Genomic DNA, 19,391 nt, shown 5'->3' with positions numbered 1-19,391 from the left:
TACGATTTTTGCTAAAGTATCACGAACCACACCCATCATGAAAAAACTCATCACTTCATTATTAATTATTTTAATTACCGGATCTTCTTTTGCCCAAATGGGTAGTCTTTCTCTAGCTTTTGGCTTGCCTCAAAATGAATTCAGAGAGAATACAGATGCTACCGGTTTTGGAGGCGATCTATCTTTCGCATTTCCTTTTCAAAAAGGAACACCAATTTATCTTGGTGGAGATATTAATTACATGGTCTATGGGCTTAATTCACGAGATTATGATTTATCCGCTGATATTGTTGCCAATGGACAGATAATAGATCAATTGGTTATTCCCCTTAGAGTAACGAATACTAACAGCATATTTGGTACTCACCTTTTTATGAGAGCAGTCGCACCCTTTGAATTGATTCAGCCTTATGTAGAAGGTTTGATTGGCTTTCGATACATCTCTACTAACACAAAAATCATTGACCGATCGGATGACCAACAGTGGGCTGACGATGATGATAGTGACGTGATAACTAGAAAGACTGTTTTAGACGACTGGATATTTAGCTATGGCTATGGTGGTGGTTTTCTAATAAAAATAGGACCAAGTGTATTTATCGATTTACGAGCAGACTTTTTCAAGGGCCAGCGAACAAAGTATTTCGATGGAGATGATACATCGTCATGGACAATAGAATTTAACGGTGATCCAAATTCGTATGATAGAGAAACAGTATCCGGTGATAATTTATCCTACGAAACAGATCCACGTGAGTCAACTACTGATTTGCTGGTTTTGAAGTTTGGAGTAGCTTTTAAGATTTAATACCCATACTTCTCTTTCCACCTTGCTTTCAAAAACTTTCTCAATTCTTCTTCTCTAGCATTCTGTCCCGGATCATAAAGCTTCATGCCTTTGATTTCATCTGGTAAAAATTCCATATCAGCAAAATTCATGGGATGATCGTGGGCATATTTATACCCTTGCCCATACCCCTGGTCTTTCATGAGTTTGGTGGGTGAATTACGAATGGCCATTGGAACCGGGAGATCACCCGTTTTCTGAACCAGGGATTGTGCCTGATTGATGGCCATATAGCTGGCATTGCTTTTTGGTGATGACGCTAAATAGGTCACACATTGTGAAAGTATGATTCGTGACTCAGGGTAACCGATCATATTCACTGCTTGGAAGGCATTGGTAGCCATCACTAATGCAGTAGGATTCGCATTTCCAATATCCTCTGATGCCAGTATTACCAATCGTCTGGCAATAAATTTGACATCCTCTCCTCCTTCAATCATTCGCGCTAAATAGTAAACAGCAGCATTTGGGTCACTTCCTCGAATGGATTTGATAAATGCAGAAATGACATCATAATGCATTTCTCCTTTCTTATCGTAAAGGACCGTTTTACGTTGTGCCGCAGCAATCACTTTCTCATCTGTGATGATCTTTTGTTTCCCATCATCACTTTTGATAACAAGTTCCAATAAATTCAAGAGCTTTCGCCCATCTCCTCCAGAAAGGTTAAAAAGAGCTTCCGTTTCTTTAAGTACAACCTCGTCTTTTTTCAGTTCTTCATCTTGCTGAAGTGCTTTCTCAACCAGCATCAGCAAGTTTTCTTTTGTTAATGCATTTAGTGTGTATACCTGGGATCTTGATATCAATGCTGAGTTTACCTCAAAACTCGGATTCTCTGTTGTTGCACCTATTAAGGTGATGGTTCCTTTCTCAACTGCACCAAGAAGTGCATCTTGTTGTGCTTTGTTGAATCGGTGTATCTCATCTATGAAGAGAATTGCTTTGTTGCCTCTACTGGCTAATTGAATTACTTCCCGTACTTCTTTAACTCCTGCGCTTATTGCACTCAAAGTGTGAAATGGTCGCTTTACCTCATTGGCAATGATATTGGCAATCGTTGTTTTGCCTGTTCCGGGTGGTCCCCACAGTATCATTGACGGTACCTGACCTGAATTTATAGCCCTTCTTAAAACACCATTTTCACCAACTAAATGTTCTTGACCCACCAGATCTGATAGTTTAGACGGGCGCATACGTTCTGCTAATGGTGATTGATCTTGAAACATTTTTTAAAAATAAGAAAACTCCTTTCCCTCTCAACATACATTTGCAACCGTGAACTGGTCCGTTATAAAAACATATGGTGCCCTTGCCTTTGTCAGCCTCTTCTATGGCATAAACTATAGCGTACTTAAAATAGTAGTACCCGATTATGTTGGGCCATATGGCTTCATCGTTTTTCGGGTGATCATCGCCTCTGCCATTTTTTGGATGATCCACTCCTTTAAAAGAGAGAAGATAGATTGGAAAGCAGATGGTCTGACTCTTGGCCTTTGTGCATTGACAGGTGTAGCCGTTAATCAATTACTTTTTTACAAAGGAATTAGCCTAACATCTGCAGTTAATGGCAGTATCATAATGACACTCACACCTGTGTTGGTTCTTATTTGGGCATCACTTCTAGTGGGAGAGTCCATTACTAAGAGAAAGGTATTGGGAGTAACACTAGGTCTATTTGGTGCGATCATCATTCTCTATCAACCTGACAAGCTCCTTACATCAGGAGACTGGAGAGGCGATGTATTGGTTTTAATTAATGGTGCTAGCTATGCCTGTTATTTAGTCATTGTAAAACCTCTCATGAAAAAATATAACCCAATGACTGTTGTCACCTGGGTATTTACAATCGCTATTCTATTTGTTGTACCTATAGGGTTCACTCAAGCTACATCTGTCGATCTTGGAGCACTTCCTTCCAAGGTTTGGTGGAGTATGGGCTATGCTATCATTATCGTTACCGTTGTTGTTTATTTCTTAAATGCATGGACACTGGTAAAAGTTGATTCTTCGGTGGTGGGTGCTTTTATTTATTTACAACCAATATTTGCCACGCTCACTGCCATCTTATTTTTTGAAGAAATATTTCTTCTAAAGCATCTTGTGGCTGCTCTTTTTGTGTTTTCGGGGGTTTATCTTGTTACTAAAAAGCAACAGACTTAAAACTTATAATGAAGTTGGCCCTCCCAGCCTTCCAGATTTAAATACAGTTGATCTTCAACACGAAGAGAGGATATATCAATTGAATATTCTCTGGAAACAATTGCATCGCATAGCTCTTCATTTTCCAAAGCGATTTTTCCAAAGCGTTGAACAGGGTAAGATTCGGCGATGGCTCCAGAGTCAATCAATTTTATCACCCAGTCACTACCATCACAGCCTGAAGATTGGATGGTTAAAATCAATAAATCTCCATCGATTGCAGCATTTTCAATGGTATAGCTATCCGTATTAGTTTGGTTGTAAAGGGACTGACTAATTATCACCTCCTGATCCATATTTATTGGACCATCAGAAGAGCAAGATGTGAACACCATTATCATAAAGACAAGTGAGGGTAAAATCTTCATGTGCGTATTTTTAAAAATAACGATGATTAAGCAATAATTGTGCGAATCGACTTTGAAAATTGATCGAGATCTTCATCACTAAAATCTAAATGAGTAACAAATCGCACCAATCCTTTGCCAAAACCAACCGCCAAGACATCTCGTTTTTCAAGCTCCTCTAAAAACCATTTTTCAGATTTTCCCTCCTCCAATTTTCCAATCACAATGTTGGTATCAACGGGCATGACCTCTTCTACAAACGAAAGTTCCTGCAGGATTTGACCAATATTTTGAGCACGTTTATGATCCTCTGCTAATCGAACGACATGATAATCCAATGCGTAAATACATGCTGCTGCTAAATAACCCGCTTGCCTCATTCCTCCGCCAAAAACCTTGCGAACTCTCCTGGCTTCTTTGATTTGATCTTTGGTACCTAATAGAACGGAACCTACAGGAGCTCCAAGGCCTTTGGAAAAACAAATAGAAATTGAATCAAACAACCTTCCATATTGAGATGGCTCCTCCCCTGTCTTAACAATCGCATTAAAAAAACGGGCACCATCTAAGTGCAACTTCAGCCCATTATTGTCGCAGACTTTTCTGATTCTCTGAATTTCATCGATATCATAAATAGAGCCACCACCTTTGTTCATGGTGTTCTCTAGAACTACCAACTTGCTATTAGGAAAATGGATATCATCCGGATTTATGCTTTCTACTATTTGATCAGCAGTAATTCTCCCACGGTCGCCTTCCAACAGTTTGGGTGATACCATCGAATTGTACATCATACCACCTCCCTCATATAAATAAACATGCGAATGTTTGTGGCAAATAACTTCATCTTGCGGTCGAGTAAGAGTGCGCATCGCAATTTGATTCGTCATAGTGCCCGAAGGACAATAAAGAGCATCCTCCATACCAAACAGATCAGCAATTTTCCTTTGTAGTGCATTAACCGTTGGATCATCACCAAAAACATCGTCTCCTACCTTGGCAGACATCATTTCCTCCAGCATTTCAGGTGTTGGTTTTGTTATGGTATCGCTTCGTAAATCAATCATAAGTATCGTAAGTTAAGATCCAATCTGAATGCCCAAAGGTATCCCAGGGAACACGAGCCAAATCCACATTCTTATCAATTAATGCTTTCCGTTTATGTCCATTAAGCGAAACACTGGCATCCACAAATACTGCAATTTCCTTCCCTTGCGCTTCTAATTCTTTCTTCAAATGCTGAGCCAATTGCCAAATCATATCTGGCTGAACAGAAACTGAGGATTCCTGATCACGGGTAAGATATTTATTAAGATTAATCCTCTTCCGTTCTTTTGTCGCTTTATCCTCAACAAAAACTTGAGTGTAACCAGATTTTACTCGCAACATCATCCGCCAGGAAAGCCTGTGGCCCTCCTCTGTCCATGATACATCTCCATCAATAAAATGATGACGGAGAGGAAGTGCAATTTGAATTAAAAAATATATGGATAGCACATATGCCCATCCAAGAGAAAGTTTTTTTCTGATTGGATATGTTTTAGGCTTCTTCTTAAAAAAGATATTTCGTATTGTTTCGGGTGGAAAGAAAAATACGGTAAGACCTATCATTAGGTATGGAAATATCCCAATTCGGAATACAAAAGAATTGAAGAGGTTAAAAAAGATGGATAAAGCGAACCCCAACTTTCTGGTCTTAGGATAGAGCAGAAGGAAAACGATCATTCCATCATAAAGCACTCCCCCCCATGCAATGATATATTGAAACCACCTTTCTTGAAGCAATGATCCAATCAGCCAATAGTTTGATTTTTGATTAAACCAAATTTCCAGTGGGCGAGCCTCCAACCAATCCCAATGCATTTTATGAATACTCGCGTATACATAGACAATTAGAATTTGCAGAATAAAAAACCAATGACAAATTCTTGCGCAGGTCTCTTTTGAAATGGTCAATCCCCACTTTGCATCTAATGAATGACTCTTATGAGCTGGTAATAGCATCATGGCTGCACTTAGTAACACAAGTAAATAGTAGTGATTATTATAATGCGATTTCTGCATTATATACACCACCGCCCACATACTAAAAAAAACGAATGTAGAAGTTCTATAAAACAAGCCCAGCATGATGCAAAGCGCAGCAATGCCCATCACAATGAAATAGTAAATCATACCATTTCCATCAAGAGGCTGCAGCCATTCAAGGCCAATAACAGTGAATGTAAAATCGGGTTTAATAAATGCTTTATCCACCCAACCCGTCAAAATCGCTCCAAAACTTTCTGCAGCAGCCAGAAATCCAAAGACCATTCGGAAAAAGACCAGAGGGCTATTGTCTACTTCAGTGCCAAAAAAAGTACGAATTGAGGTGAGCATACTTAGTGTTTAGACTGTGAAAATAGAAAAGGAGCCCGAAAGCTCCTTAATTCTAAACCTAAGTAAATATGAAGAGGATTAATTACTTACTTATTTCTTACGAGTGCCATCACTTGAGGTTTTGGCTATTAACAATGTTTAACTAACAGATTATCATGCTCATCGAAAGTTTACCAAACCGTAATGATATGATGGAGTGGGAAAATGCCAAAAGCATGCCAAACGATTCAAAACCGGAAAGAAATTTTATATTAAATCAATTACTATTGAGCAATAGGCTCCTTTTAATGCGAAGCAAATTGAATAAGTAATTGGTAGACAGATTTAATCATATATTTTTGCGGAAAATCTAATAGAAATGAGTGTTCTTGTAAATAAAGATTCTAAAATCATCGTACAGGGTTTCACAGGCTCTGAAGGTACTTTTCACGCAGGTCAGATGATTGAGTATGGTTCCAACGTTGTAGGTGGTGTTACACCAGGCAAAGGTGGACAAACTCATCTTGACAAACCTGTTTTCAATACAGTGCAGGAAGCTGTTGATGAAACTGGAGCTGATGTTACCATTATATTCGTTCCACCTGCATTTGCTGCTGATGCCATCATGGAAGCTGCTGATGCTGGAATCAAAGTAATTGTTACGATTACTGAAGGTATACCTGTGAAAGATATGATGAGTGCCAAGCCTTATGCTAAATCAAGAGGTGCAGTTTTGGTAGGTCCAAACTGTCCTGGAGTCATCACTCCTGAAGAAGCGAAAGTGGGTATCATGCCTGGCTTTGTATTCAAAAAAGGAAAAGTTGGTATTGTATCTAAATCTGGAACACTAACCTATGAAGCCGCTGATCAGGTGGTGAAAGCTGGAATGGGTATTTCTACAGCTATCGGTATTGGTGGAGATCCAATTATTGGAACTTCTACGAAAGAAGCTGTGCAGATGTTGATGGAAGATCCTGAAACTGATGGGATCGTGATGATTGGTGAAATCGGTGGATCATATGAAGCTGATGCTGCAAAATGGATTCAGGAAAATGGAAATAAAAAGCCAGTGGTTGGATTCATTGCAGGCCAGACAGCTCCTCCGGGAAGAAGAATGGGACACGCTGGTGCCATTATTGGCGGAAAAGATGATACTGCTGAAGCAAAAATGAGGATCATGGGAGAATGTGGGCTACATGTGGTAGACTCTCCAGCTGATATTGGAGCGGTAATGAAGAAGGCACTCAGCTAATTAAGAATTTGACATTGAATAATTAAAGCCCCAAACTGGGGCTTTTTTTCTTTTAAAAGAAACCTAACTGTATTATTGCTGTCACTAAAAGAAACCCTTATGAGATTTTCAGTTATAATCTTATTCACTTTATTGTTCGCATGTGAATCTTATGAAGATAAGGTACAAATCGATGAAAATGATGAATTAGCATTTAATGCTTCCGACTCTGTATATGCCTTGTACAGAATAAATGATGGAGAAGAAATTCGAGTTGATCAAGATGGGTATGGGGGCACTTTTTGGAGTTCAAACGCAGACTCGCCTAAGAGCTATACTTTTAGCTTTCAAAATGAAGACTATACCGTCCTCAGTGTTACTCTGAATTTAAGTCAATCCGAGTCTAAAAACATCAATGAAACTTCATCTGTTGAAGAGCTCGCTTCACTACTTCATATTGGAAACTGGAACAGTCGAAAATACATTGGTGATACTAGCAGAACAGTGACTGTTAATTATCTAGACGAATACGAAAGGAGTTATTATAATGATTACAATCCTTCTATAAACAATTACAATCCAAATTTCGGGGTTTTTAATCTGGATTCCGTAATAGTAGAAACAAATAATAAATATTTACAATCAAAATTTGAAATTGATCAAGCGATCAGATTAAAGGGCAGTTTCAAGCAAATCGCATATAAACTAAAAAACAACAATCCTTACGAAAATGACTCTTTGGTTTTAAATGGCTCTTTTAATGCTATAATCAAACCACTTTCCGACAACTAATTGGAGATCAAGATTCCAGACTAACATAATGTTTAGAGTCCATATTGCTACTCTATTAGATAATTAATCCTTCAATTTAAGGATTAGGAAAATGCTAACTAAAAATTTAGTTCAAAATAATTTGCATCTTTAAACTAAATGTTTAGTTTTGAAACTAAGTTATTAGTTAAAGGATATATGAAGCCACTTACGCAAGCGGAAGAAGAGATCATGCAGATTCTATGGCAACTTGAAAAAGCGTTTGTCAAAGAGATTGTAGAGGAATACGATGATCCTAAACCAGCCTACAATACCATTTCCACACTTATCAGGATTATGGAAAAGAAAGGATTTGTGGGCTATGAAGCTTTCGGAAAATCACATCAGTATTATCCTTTGATTGACAAGGAAGACTACAGCAAGAAATACCTCAATCGATTTGTAGACAAGTATTTCAGTGGGTCTTACAAAGACCTGGTATCCTTCTTTACCAAGGAGAAGGAAATGAGCGTACGTGACCTTGAGAAACTATTGGATGAACTGAAAAAAGACCAATCATGATTATTTATATCGTAGAATTTTCAATCCTACACCTATTATTTTTTGGCATCTATAAACTGATGCTATCTAAAGAAACACAACTTGAATTTCTTCGATTTTTTCTGATTGGGTCTACGCTGCTTTCCCTAAGTATCCCTCTCATTGAAATTCCAACACGTACATCCTTACCGGTAGTAAACTTAGAAGCAACATTTTTACCCATGTTTGAAGTAGGTCAAAGTACTGTTGAAACTAGTTTATCTTGGTATGAAATTATATTCTATGTCATCACGCTGCTATTCATTGCACGCTTTTTATTTGGAATAGTTAGAATCCTGCATTATCGAAAAAACAGTAAAATCAATACCGTAGATGGAATTGAAGTAAGGGAGCTTCCAAACCTGGAAACCAGCTTTACATTCATGAAATGGATTTTCATCGACACCTCTCACTTCGAGAATCCAGGAGATATTGTGCAGCATGAATTAGGTCATGCCAAAAAACTCCATTCGCTGGACATGCTCTTTTTCCACCTTCTTACTATCCCATTTTGGTGGTTGCCTTCTATTTGGTTGATGATCAAAGAATTAAAAGATGTACATGAATTTGAAGCAGATGAGTATGCTTTGAAAACCAAAAACGAAACATATGCTAAGACCTTGGTGCATTGCACCTTGAAAGCGCATGGGATGAACCTGGCCAGTTCATTCGATGACGCTCCTATTTTTAACCGATTAAATTTTATGAAAAAGATGAAAAAGAAAATCAGTATTTGGAAAGTGGCGAGTATTGCTACTTTGGTGGCCATCTCAGGAGCCATGTTTGCCTGTGAAGAATACTTGGAAAATAATGAAATGGTGGCATTAAATTATTCACAAGAAACACAACAATTCTTAGAGATCATAAGAAATGAATATCCAAATGATAAATTCACGGTCGTTGTAGATCGGTTGCCTTACGGCTCTAAAATCGACGATTTAGAAAAGTATAAGGAATTATACACAGTATACACCATGGTAGCTGAAACTGTAGACTCAAAATTTCGCAATGTAGAAATGGTTCAAAGTGAAAAAAAGTCTACGACATATGATATGAAAACAATCAAAAGACTGATTAGCGAAATCAAATATGAAAAGACTAAAGATGAGAGTGTAGAGACTGTAGTTGAAGTTTCTGCATCTTTCCCTGGAGGTATTGAAGCATTTTATGAATATATTAGTAAAAACCTCAAATATCCTGTACAGGCAAGTAGGCTTGGTGTGGAAGGGAGAGTGTTTATTCAATTTATTGTAGAGGAAGATGGGAGCATTTCAAGCATTGAGGTAGTAAAAGGTATTGGCGCAGGATGCGATGCAGAAGCACTCCGAGTATTGACAAATTCACCCAAGTGGATTCCAGCCAAAGTGAATGGAAAAACTATTAGGCAAAAATTGATTCAGAATATAGCATTTAAACTCCCAAGCTAGAATAAGTTAAGCCCGATTATAACGGGCTTTTTTTGTCTTTACTCAAAATGATATAAGAAGATCATTGTCGCTGTAAAAGCCGGTTTTTTCTCTCCTTTAATCTCCAACAATGCATCAACCTCTGCCTTAGATATCCCTCTTAGATTCACCAAAGATTTCAAGGTAGCTGTAAGTTTAATCTCACTATCAACTTTTACCGCTTGTCCAAATTTCAGTCTATCCATTCCATAATTAACCAACATCTTCACATTGTTGAACTGCGCAATTTGCTCCCACAAATAAGGCATTAAAGAAAGGGTGAGATATCCATGAGCAATCGTAGTTCCGAAAGGTCCACTCTTTGCTCGTTCTTCGTCTATGTGAATCCACTGATGGTCTAGCGTAGCATCTGCAAATTTATTGATCTGTTCCTGATTGATCTGATGCCATTCAGATTCTCCCAATACCTTGCCCAGGTGAGATTCAAATTCTTCGTGATTATTGATGATTAGTTTAGCCATAGTATTGTTTTGAAAATGTGAATTTAGCTTAACCCGAATAATTTGGTATATATTCATTGAGAAAATACAACACCCAGATTAAAGGGTACTACCAGAATTATACGAATGAGGGCCTAATAGGCATAACTTTGTTCAAGCCAACTGAAACCAAGAATATTCCTTTTCAAAAGCTGCTTTAATTTGGTCGTTAGCCAGATTACCTATACTTCCTAAATGTGTGTGCCTTAAATTTCTGTCAGGCTGATATTTTCCGGATGTAATCAACTTTGCTACCTCCTTGTAAGCATCTCGAAAAGGCACTCCATCCATTACCAGTCGATTGACTTCTTCCACAGTGAACAAAAGATCATACTTTTTCTGATCTATCACTTCTTTATTAACTGCAAGCTCCCCGGTCATGGCAATGGTTACATCTAAGCAATCCATCAATTGCTTAAAAGCAGGCATAAAGCTTTCTTTTAACACCTGTAAATCACGATGATAACCAGAAGGCAGATTAGCTAAAATCATGTTCAATTCCTGAGGTAAATTCAGCAATTTGTTACACTTGGCACGGACCAATTCGAACCCATCAGGATTATGTTTATGTGGCATGATACTGGAACCTGTTGTATATCGGGTATCCAATTTTAAGAAACCATAATCATCCCCTGCAAATAGGCAAACATCCATCGCGTATTTGGCCAGTGTAGAAGCCAATGAACTTATAGCGAAAGAGGCTGATCTTTCATTCTTTCCTCTTGTCATTTGCGCATAAACCACATTGTGATTAAGTGCTGCAAAATCAAGTACATCTGTTGAATATTCTCGATCTAAGGGGAATGAAGATCCATATCCAGCACCTGAACCTAAAGGGTTTTTATCAGCAATCTGATAGGCCATTTTAAAAAGTAGAAGGTCATCTATCAGGCTTTCTGCATAGGCTCCAAACCATAACCCAAATGAAGATGGCATAGCTACTTGCATATGCGTGTAGCCTGGCATTAAGTAATCTTTGTTTGACTCACTTTTGTCTTGAAGTAATTCAAAAAGTGTCTTTACTTTTTTCACCAACTCCTCCAGGTTATGCTTTGTAAAAAGCTTAAGTGCGGTCAACACCTGATCATTTCTAGACCTACCGGCATGTACCTTTTTACCAACATCTCCTAGCTTATTTGTGAGCAACAATTCGATTTGAGAGTGGCAATCCTCCACACCCTCCTCTAGCATAAAATCACCCTTGATTGCCAATTCTTTTATTTCTTCCAACTCTTGTAAGAGTATCTCAACTTCCTCCTCTTTCAAGAGAGAAATCTTTCCAAGCATCTTTACATGCCCAATTGTACCGAGTACGTCAAAGTAGGCCAACTCAAGATCGAGTTCTTTGTCTTTACCGATGGTAAATCGCTCAAAGAGCTGGTCAATTGGTTCATTTTTATCCCAGAGTTTCATGTTAGTTTTTTTTAAATGATTTACGCTTCACTCGATTTTTCAAAAAGTGCATTAAGCAAGTATATATACCCTTCTATACCTCTTTTTATTTCATCAAGGTAAATAAACTCGTCTACCGTATGTGACCGTTCAGATTTTCCAGGTCCCATTTTAAAAGTCGGAAAATTCATAACCGCCTGATCCGAACAAGTAGGTGATCCAAATTTTTCAATACCTAGCTCGTCAGCGACTTTCGATATAAGCATATGATCTGGTAAATAAGAAGAGTTCAATCGAAAGGATCTCGCCTTCACCTCACTGTTGAGGTTTTCTCTTAACAACTGATGTACTTCCTGATTGGAATAGGCATCTGTTGTTCGAACATCCACAACAAAATGACAAACATCCGGAATAACATTATGCTGGTATCCTGCATTGATCATGGTTGTGGTCATTTTAATTGGTCCCAGATATTCAGATTCCTTCTCAAATGAATAATCATTGATCCATTGAATGTCTTCCAGTGCCTTATAAATGGCATTTTCTCCTGTATCTCTGGCTGCATGACCTGAAGTCCCTTTTGCATAGCAATCAAGGACCATAAGTCCTTTTTCTGCTGCCCCCATTTTCATTTCTGTTGGTTCACCCACTATTCCGAAATCAATAGGTTTTATATCTTCTAAAATGGATCCAACTCCATTTATACCTGAATTTTCTTCCTCGGCAGTAGCTGCTAAAATCAAGTTGAATGGCACTTTATCATACTCATAGAAATGAATAAATGTCATTATTAGCGATACTAAGCTCCCTCCAGCATCATTGCTCCCTAAACCATACAGTTTTCCATCTTCAACAATAGCCCTAAATGGATCCTTTGTATAACCTGAGTTTGGCTTGACGGTATCATGATGTGAATTGAGTAGAATCGTGGGTTTTGAGGAATCAAAATACTTATTGCATGCCCATATGTTGTTTCCTTTCTGATTGAAAAGGATTTCTTTTTCTCCTAAAAAATCTCCGATCAAAGAAGCTGTTTTTTCTTCTTCAGTACTCAAACTAGGAGTCTCGATCAATTTTGACAACAAGGAAATAGCCTCTCGAGAATAAGTCTCAATGGATGGTAGTGTACTCATTAGATTCAGGATTATTTAATTGTGAAAACGCAGAAACGTTTAGCAGCCTAACCAGACTAGCTCCTTGTTCGATGGTTGAAAAAGCATTGTCCAATTTAGGAATCATACCGCCGGTAATTACACCTTCTTTCTTAAGTCTTAAATAATCCGATTGATTAATAGACTTGATCAAAGAGTGCTCATCTTTTAGATCCTCCATAACTCCTTTGTGATCAAAAATAAAATTGAGAGACACTTCAAAATCGGATGACAATGCGCCAGCAAGCTCACTGGCTATTGTATCTGCATTGGTGTTTAATAAATGGCCTTCTCCATCATGAGTAAGGGGAGCCATCACTGGAACGATGCTTTTAGCAAGTAGATTCCTGAAAAACGAACTGTTAACTTTTTCAACATCCCCAACCCAGCCAAAATCTACCCCTTCCTTAACAGGCCTTTTTTTAGCAGGCATACTGTTTCCGTCTGCACCAGTCAAACCAACACAATCTACATTTCTCCCCAATAGTTGTGCTACCAGTTTTTTATTGATTCCGGCATAAGACATAATGACCACCTCAATCATTTCATCATCTGTAATTCTTCTTCCTTCCACCATCTTGACTTCAATACCCAGCGAATCAGCCAACTGACTTGCCATTTTTCCACCACCATGTACAAGCAATTTTTTTCCTCGGATCTGAGCAAATGCATCTAAAAAATCTGAGCATTTAGCAGGGTTATCCAAGACAGCCCCTCCCACTTTGACTATGGTTAGTTTTTCCTTCATTATAGACATGTCAAAATTTCTTTTAAAATCGTCTGCGCAGTAAACAATCGATTTTGTGCTTGTGGAATTACGATGGAATGATCGCTATCCAACACATTATCAGCAATCACCACGTTTCTTCTTACCGGCAAGCAATGCATTACTTTAGCTTCATTGGTGTTTCGAAGTTTTTCGAGTGTTATTTCCCAATCAGGTTGATCGACCACCTTTCCATAGTCTTGATAGGAAGACCAATTTTTTACATATACAAAATCTGCTTTTTCGAATGCTTTTTCCTGATTGTATTCTACCTGAATTCCTTCAGTAAATTCAGAAGCCAACTCCAGCCCTTCGGGATGTGTGATCGTTAACTCAAAATCCATTTGTTTGGCCCACTGCAGGAATGAATTTGAAACAGCTTGAGGTAAGGCTTTAATATGAGGAGCCCAGGTCATGACCACCTTTGGCCGATCAACTGATTTGAATTCCTCGATGGTCATCATATCTGTGAATGACTGTAGTGGGTGAAGAGTGGCCGATTCTAAATTAACGACAGGACACGTCCCGAATTCAATGAAAGAATTGATGACCTTTTCACTGTAGTCTTCTTCACGATTCACAAGAGCTGGGAAACTACGAACACCTATGATGTCACAATAGGAACAAAGTACCGGAACAGCCTCTCTAATATGTTCTGCTGTACCTCCATCCATTCGGATACCATCTGAAAACTCAAGCTGCCATGAATCCGAGCTTACATTCAGTGCAATTACATTCATGCCTAGATTATAGGCTGCACGTGTCGTACTCATCCTGGTGCGCAAACTGGAATTAAAGAAAACCAACCCAAGCGTTTTATTTCTCCCCAGTTCAGAATCCGCATGAGGATTTTGCTTAATCTCTTTGGAGGTTTTGATGAGACCTGTTAAATCAGCAACTTCTTTTGTGGATATGAAATGCTTCATCCTAATACGGATTTAAATGATTGAATAAAATAATCAAGATCCTCTTGAGTAATCGTTAATGGAGGTAAGATTCGAATGGTGTTAGGCTTGCTGGAAGATCCAATGAAAATGTGATGGTCAAATAATAATTTCTCTCGAATTTCCTTCCCCGGAACTGGTAGATCTATACCTATCATCAAACCTCTTCCTCTTACTTCTTGAATTGAATCAATTCCTTTAAGTTGATCCATAAGATATGCTCCAGCTTCGAAAGCATTCTTTATTAATTCCTCTTGTTCCAATACATCAAGTACCGCTAATCCAGCTGCACACGCTAAATGGCTTCCTCCGAAAGTAGTGCCCAACATCCCCATCCAGGGTGAAATATTCGGATTTACTAAAACACCGCCTATTGGAAACCCATTACCCATTCCCTTTGCTACGGTGATGATATCGGGATTTACATCAGCATATTGGTGTGCAAAAAACTTTCCGGTTCGACCATACCCCGATTGAATTTCATCTACAATGAAAGCAGCCCCGTACTTACTACAAAGCTTTTCTATTTTTTTCATGAAAGCGTCTGAAGGAATATGGACTCCACTTATTCCCTGGATTCCTTCAACAAGAACCGCAGCAACAGAATCATCCATAGTCGATTCCAGCATTTTCTCATCATTGAGTGGCAATCGAATAAAATTGCCCGTGTGATTAACCGGTGCTTGGATCTTTTCATTATCAGTTGCCTCAATAGCCAGTGATGTTCTGCCATGGAAACCATTTTCGAATACGATAATTTTCTTCTTCTCCGTGTGAAAAGCAGCAATCTTTAGCGCGTTTTCAATGGCCTCAGCACCTGAATTGCAGAGGAAAAATGCGTAATCTTCATATCCGGAAAGCTTACCTAGTTTATAGGCCAACTTATCCTGAATAGACATTTCTACTGAATTAGAATAAAAAGCTATTTGATTCAATTGAGACTCTATGCCGTTGATATAATGAGGATGATTATGACCTATGGAAATCACGGCATGCCCTCCATAGAGATCTAGATAGCGGCTACCATTTTCATCCAACACATAGCAGTCATCACCTTGGACGGGCTCTATTTTCAGGCGTGGATATACTTCGAATAATTCCATTTTAGGTGTCTTTCGTGGATTTCATTTTTGTAATTCTATTGTAGGAGGTCATGATCCCTCGAATAAGGGCAGAACTAAAACCTTGATGTTCCATTTCATTCAACCCTTCAATCGTGCACCCTTGAGGAGTCGTCACTTTGTCAATTTCAACTTCGGGATGTGAGTGATTTTCTAAAACCAATGATGCTGCTCCCTTAGCAGTCTGCATCGCAATCAACTGGGCATCTGCGGTATCAAACCCCATCTGTATTCCGCCCTGAGTTGCAGCTCTAATGTATCGCATGAAGAAGGCAATCCCACTTGCCCCTAGAACCGTAGATGCTTGCATCAAGTCTTCTTCAATGATCAGTGTTTTCCCCAATACATCGAATAGCTGCTTGCAAACCGCTAGTCCCTCTTTACTCGATGAAGAAATGCAAGTCATCGATTCGCCAATTGCAATGGCTGTGTTTGGCATTGCTCGTACAATTGGTACCGCCTTGCTGATCTGACTTGCTATTTGAGCAATCGAAATGCCCGTGATGACAGAAATCAATAATTGATTTTCATTGAGAACATCATCCAGTTCATCTAGAACTTCAGTTAATTGGATGGGTTGCACACACAGAATGATTACATCTGCTTCAGCCGTAGCTTCAGTGTTACTACTTGTAACTTTATAGCCTTGCGATAATAAGTCATCCAAAGAAGCTGTATCTCTTTTAGTCAGAGTAATGTCACTCGCTTGAGAGACATTTTTTTGAACGATTCCTTTCGCAATGGATCTTCCAAGGTTCCCTGCTCCAATTATGGTAATTTTTTTATTCTGCATTTTTAAAAGGCGATTGATTTAAGTTTAAGACCCGTAGTTTCTTCCAGACCAAACTGAAGGTTCATGTTTTGGACAGCTTGGCCTGATGCTCCTTTTAACAGGTTATCAATAACCGAGACAATGATTGCTCTTCCATCGATTACCTGTGGGTAGACTAAACATTTATTCGACCCGATTACTTGTTTTAAGTCCGGATTCTTCGGCACCACGTGGGTAAATGGATGATCACCATAAGATTTCTGATATATTTCAATTAGCTCCTGCTCAGTGCATGAAGTATGAAAATGAGAAGTAGTTATAATCCCTCTGGTAAATGCTCCCCGATAAGGGACAAACAGCAATTTCTGATCAAATGAGGTCTCTATTGAGGCGATGGTCTCTCCTATTTCATTCAAATGTTGATGCCTTAGTGGCTTGTAAACACTGGCGTTATTGCTTCTCCAGCTAAAATGAGATGTGGATGAAAGAGATTGACCAGCCCCCGTGGATCCGGTGATTCCAGAAATACTTATTTCACTATCGACTAAACCAGACTGAATAGCTGGCAGTAATCCCAGTTGGATACTGGTAGCAAAGCATCCAGGGTTAGCAATGTGCTTAGCTACCCTCAGATGATCTCGATTGAGCTCTGGCAATCCATAGGTAAAATCATGTGCCCCCTTTAGACGAAAATCCTGACTAAGGTCAATGACCTTTTTGTTTAACAAGAACGGATTCTCCTTAATTATACGGACAGATTCTCCATGACCTTTGCATAAGAAAACTACATCCAAGTTTTTATTGATTTCCTCCGAAAAAGACAAACCTGTTTCTCCAATCAGGTCTTGATGCACCTCACTCAACAATTTTCCTGATTGACTTCCGCTTTGAGCCAACGTGATTTCTACTTCAGGATGATGAATCAGTATTCGGATCAATTCACCTGCTGTGTATCCTGCTGCTCCTATAATTCCTGCCTTAATCATGATGGACCGAATTAAAGATTTTGCCCTGATTCGACAGAATTTTCACAAACCCCTTAGCATCATCACCAGTCCATGCATTGTTCATTTCACCATATTGACCAAAAGAAGACTTCATCAGATCATATGGAGATGAAATTCCCTCAACATAAAATCGATAAGGAGCCAAATGAATTTTAACTTCTCCAATGACATGCTGTTGAGTAGACACAAAGAAGGATTCAATATCACGCATAGCTGGGTCTAAGTATTGTCCTTCATGCATCATGTCACCGTACCATGCAGCGAGTTGATCCTTTAGCTTCAGTTGTGTTTTGGTTAAAATGTGCTTTTCTAATGTGTGATGAGCTTTGATGAGCATCAATGCTGCCGGAGCTTCAAAACCTACGCGTCCTTTGATCCCTATAATGGTATCACCTACATGAATATCTCGACCGATTGCATACTGGGATCCAAGTTTATTTAGCTGTTGAATAATCTCAATAGGATTATTTTTTTCACCATTTATGCTAACAGGTTCTCCAATTTTAAAGCCCACACTAATTGTTTCCGACCCTTCTTTTTGCAGTTGCCCAGGGAAAGCTTCTTCAGGTAAATACTGATCAGATGTAAGTGTTTCCTTCCCACCGACAGATGTTCCCCATAATCCTTGATTAATGGAATATTTAGCTTTCTCCCAATTCCCTTCTACACCGTTTTCTTTCAAGAAATTGATTTCTAGTTCTCTTGAAAGTTGTTGATCACGTATGGGGGTAATAATCTTTATTTTGGGACATAAAATCTGGAATACCAGATCAAAACGTATTTGATCATTGCCTGCTCCTGTACTGCCATGAGCAATTGCCTCTGCACCAATTTTTTTGGCCCATTTGGCGATGGCTACCGCCTGGAAAACGCGCTCCGCGCTTACCGAAAGTGGATAAGTATTGTTTTTAAGGACATTGCCGAACAAAAGATACTTGACTCCTTTTTGATAGAAGGTTTCCGTTTCGTCAAGAAACTGATAGGAAGCGACTCCTAATTTTAGTGCCTTGGTCTCAAGTTCTTTCTTTTCTTCAAGGGAAAACCCTCCAGTATTCACGGTAACTGCGTGCACCTCATAACCCAGGTCTTTGGACAAATGAATGGCGCAATATGAGGTATCTAAACCTCCACTAAATGCTAATACTACCTTCATGATATAATTTGTTTTTTAGCCAAACGCTTCTTTTTCAAATTCATAAATCGCTCATACAACTTCGATTTTTTCATGAAATTCCATCGATTGTTTTCAGCTTTTCCCGGATCATGGAGCATCGCTGTGCATATACAATTGGTCTTGTTTTTACTACTAAGAATTTCATAGTTCACACAACTTTTACAGCCATTCCAAAATTTTTCATCCTTCGTGAGCTCTCCGTAGGTTACAGGGATATAACCGAGTTCGGAATTAATCTTCATTACCGGAAGTGAAGTAGTAAGACCAAAAAGTTTAGCATCCGGAAAAAGCTTCAAAGAATGCTCAAAGGCCTTCTTCTTGATTTTCTTGGCCATCCCAGTAGATCGAAACTCATGCTTAACAATGAGTCCTGAATTGGCCACATATTGTTTATCGCTCCATGCTTCGATGTAGCAAAATCCAACCAATTTCTTACCTGACAGAGAAATGATGGCTTTCCCCTCGACAATTTTTTGTCGAATATATGCTGGAGATCTTCTGGCTATTCCAGTTCCGCGCTGTTGAGCACTTAACTCAATTAACTCGCTGATTTCATCAGCATAGGATTGATCATCAGATGTTGCAACCTGAACAATAATCTTGGACATTGTCTTTGTGATTAATACTGAAAAAAATGAAAAAAAGTAATGCGAAGGAGATCACCACGTAGGTGATACGAAACTATGATGTAGGCCTGAGCCTGGCCGGGTTGGCCCTAAAGAATCTTGGTGCTATAGTTTCGAAATGTTTCAATTTCTGTTTTCAGATAAGCAAAGTTTGAACAATT

20 protein-coding genes are annotated in these 19,391 nt (G+C 38.8%); 6 read left to right on the top strand and 14 right to left on the bottom strand.

The window, feature by feature from the left end; all coding sequences use genetic code 11:
- Positions 1-37: 37 nt before the first annotated feature.
- Positions 38-808: a hypothetical protein gene (locus tag ACOMC3_RS01350; protein WP_420317723.1), complete on the top strand. Its 771-nt coding sequence runs from the start codon at positions 38-40 to the stop codon at positions 806-808.
- Here the strand turns inward: ACOMC3_RS01350 and ACOMC3_RS01345 are convergent.
- On the bottom strand, positions 805-2,073 hold the full coding sequence (locus ACOMC3_RS01345) for a replication-associated recombination protein A (RefSeq protein ID WP_420317722.1): 1,269 nt from the start codon (positions 2,071-2,073) through the stop codon (positions 805-807). The two genes, ACOMC3_RS01350 and ACOMC3_RS01345, sit on opposite strands and share 4 nt — an antisense overlap.
- Positions 2,074-2,122: 49 nt before the next feature.
- Between ACOMC3_RS01345 and ACOMC3_RS01340 the strand changes: the two genes are divergently transcribed.
- On the top strand, positions 2,123-3,007 hold the full coding sequence (locus tag ACOMC3_RS01340) for a DMT family transporter (protein WP_420317721.1): 885 nt from the start codon (positions 2,123-2,125) through the stop codon (positions 3,005-3,007).
- On the opposite strand, the gene ACOMC3_RS01335 is transcribed toward ACOMC3_RS01340, so the two are convergent.
- The 3 genes from ACOMC3_RS01335 to ACOMC3_RS01325 are packed head-to-tail and all read right to left on the bottom strand — an operon-like array spanning position 3,004 to position 5,772.
- The gene (locus ACOMC3_RS01335) at positions 3,004-3,414 is read right to left on the bottom strand and encodes a hypothetical protein (protein ID WP_420317720.1); all 411 of its coding nucleotides are present in this window, start codon (positions 3,412-3,414) and stop codon (positions 3,004-3,006) included. The two genes, ACOMC3_RS01340 and ACOMC3_RS01335, sit on opposite strands and share 4 nt — an antisense overlap.
- Positions 3,415-3,440: 26 nt before the next feature.
- Positions 3,441-4,460 carry a threonine aldolase family protein gene (locus tag ACOMC3_RS01330; RefSeq protein ID WP_420317719.1) on the bottom strand — a complete coding sequence of 340 codons (1,020 nt, stop codon included), beginning with the start codon at positions 4,458-4,460 and terminating at the stop codon, positions 3,441-3,443.
- Positions 4,453-5,772, bottom strand: coding sequence for an HTTM domain-containing protein (locus ACOMC3_RS01325; protein ID WP_420317718.1), 1,320 nt, complete (start codon positions 5,770-5,772; stop codon positions 4,453-4,455). Before ACOMC3_RS01325 ends, ACOMC3_RS01330 begins: the two co-directional genes overlap by 8 nt.
- 358 nt (positions 5,773-6,130) lie before the next feature.
- On the opposite strand from ACOMC3_RS01325, the gene sucD reads away from it, so the two are divergent.
- The 4 genes from sucD (at position 6,131) to ACOMC3_RS01305 (ending at position 9,759) form a co-directional block, all read left to right on the top strand.
- Complete coding sequence (sucD, locus tag ACOMC3_RS01320; protein WP_420317717.1) at positions 6,131-7,003, top strand: succinate--CoA ligase subunit alpha; 873 nt, start codon at positions 6,131-6,133, stop codon at positions 7,001-7,003.
- 99 nt (positions 7,004-7,102) lie between these two features.
- Positions 7,103-7,774, top strand: a complete 672-nt coding sequence (locus tag ACOMC3_RS01315) for a hypothetical protein (protein WP_420317716.1) — start codon at positions 7,103-7,105, stop codon at positions 7,772-7,774.
- A gap of 177 nt (positions 7,775-7,951) precedes the next feature.
- Positions 7,952-8,314 (top strand): BlaI/MecI/CopY family transcriptional regulator, encoded by a 363-nt coding sequence (locus ACOMC3_RS01310; protein WP_348281962.1) that lies wholly within the window; start codon positions 7,952-7,954, stop codon positions 8,312-8,314.
- Positions 8,311-9,759: a TonB family protein gene (locus ACOMC3_RS01305; protein WP_420317715.1), complete on the top strand. Its 1,449-nt coding sequence runs from the start codon at positions 8,311-8,313 to the stop codon at positions 9,757-9,759. Before ACOMC3_RS01310 ends, ACOMC3_RS01305 begins: the two co-directional genes overlap by 4 nt.
- 38 nt (positions 9,760-9,797) lie before the next feature.
- On the opposite strand, the gene ACOMC3_RS01300 is transcribed toward ACOMC3_RS01305, so the two are convergent.
- The 10 genes from ACOMC3_RS01300 to ACOMC3_RS01255 form a co-directional block, all read right to left on the bottom strand.
- On the bottom strand, positions 9,798-10,259 hold the full coding sequence (locus ACOMC3_RS01300; protein ID WP_420317714.1) for a MaoC family dehydratase: 462 nt from the start codon (positions 10,257-10,259) through the stop codon (positions 9,798-9,800).
- A 132-nt stretch (positions 10,260-10,391) separates the two neighbouring features.
- Positions 10,392-11,690: an argininosuccinate lyase gene (gene argH / locus ACOMC3_RS01295; RefSeq protein WP_420317713.1), complete on the bottom strand. Its 1,299-nt coding sequence runs from the start codon at positions 11,688-11,690 to the stop codon at positions 10,392-10,394.
- A 20-nt stretch (positions 11,691-11,710) separates the two neighbouring features.
- Complete coding sequence (locus ACOMC3_RS01290) at positions 11,711-12,802, bottom strand: M20 family metallo-hydrolase (protein WP_420317712.1); 1,092 nt, start codon at positions 12,800-12,802, stop codon at positions 11,711-11,713.
- Positions 12,780-13,568 carry an acetylglutamate kinase gene (gene argB / locus ACOMC3_RS01285; protein ID WP_420317711.1) on the bottom strand — a complete coding sequence of 263 codons (789 nt, stop codon included), beginning with the start codon at positions 13,566-13,568 and terminating at the stop codon, positions 12,780-12,782. The genes ACOMC3_RS01290 and argB overlap by 23 nt, the downstream gene beginning before the upstream one ends.
- Complete coding sequence (locus ACOMC3_RS01280; RefSeq protein WP_420317710.1) at positions 13,568-14,512, bottom strand: acetylornithine carbamoyltransferase; 945 nt, start codon at positions 14,510-14,512, stop codon at positions 13,568-13,570. The genes argB and ACOMC3_RS01280 overlap by 1 nt, the downstream gene beginning before the upstream one ends.
- Entirely contained in the window at positions 14,509-15,633 is a 1,125-nt protein-coding gene (locus tag ACOMC3_RS01275) for an aspartate aminotransferase family protein (RefSeq protein ID WP_420317709.1), read from the bottom strand. The genes ACOMC3_RS01280 and ACOMC3_RS01275 overlap by 4 nt, the downstream gene beginning before the upstream one ends.
- 1 nt (position 15,634) lies before the next feature.
- Positions 15,635-16,444, bottom strand: a complete 810-nt coding sequence (gene proC, locus ACOMC3_RS01270) for a pyrroline-5-carboxylate reductase (RefSeq protein ID WP_420317708.1) — start codon at positions 16,442-16,444, stop codon at positions 15,635-15,637.
- A 2-nt stretch (positions 16,445-16,446) separates the two neighbouring features.
- Positions 16,447-17,409 (bottom strand): N-acetyl-gamma-glutamyl-phosphate reductase, encoded by a 963-nt coding sequence (gene argC, locus ACOMC3_RS01265; RefSeq protein WP_420317707.1) that lies wholly within the window; start codon positions 17,407-17,409, stop codon positions 16,447-16,449.
- Positions 17,402-18,583, bottom strand: a complete 1,182-nt coding sequence (argG, locus tag ACOMC3_RS01260; protein WP_420317706.1) for an argininosuccinate synthase — start codon at positions 18,581-18,583, stop codon at positions 17,402-17,404. Before argG ends, argC begins: the two co-directional genes overlap by 8 nt.
- A complete protein-coding gene (locus tag ACOMC3_RS01255; protein WP_420317705.1) occupies positions 18,580-19,212 on the bottom strand; it encodes a GNAT family N-acetyltransferase in 633 nt (210 codons plus the stop codon). The genes argG and ACOMC3_RS01255 overlap by 4 nt, the downstream gene beginning before the upstream one ends.
- Positions 19,213-19,391 lie beyond the last annotated feature (179 nt).

Source organism: Ekhidna sp. (assembly GCF_965212185.1).
In the GTDB taxonomy this organism is placed as follows: domain Bacteria; phylum Bacteroidota; class Bacteroidia; order Cytophagales; family Cyclobacteriaceae; genus Ekhidna.
This window is presented reverse-complemented; position numbering and strand designations above follow the sequence as displayed.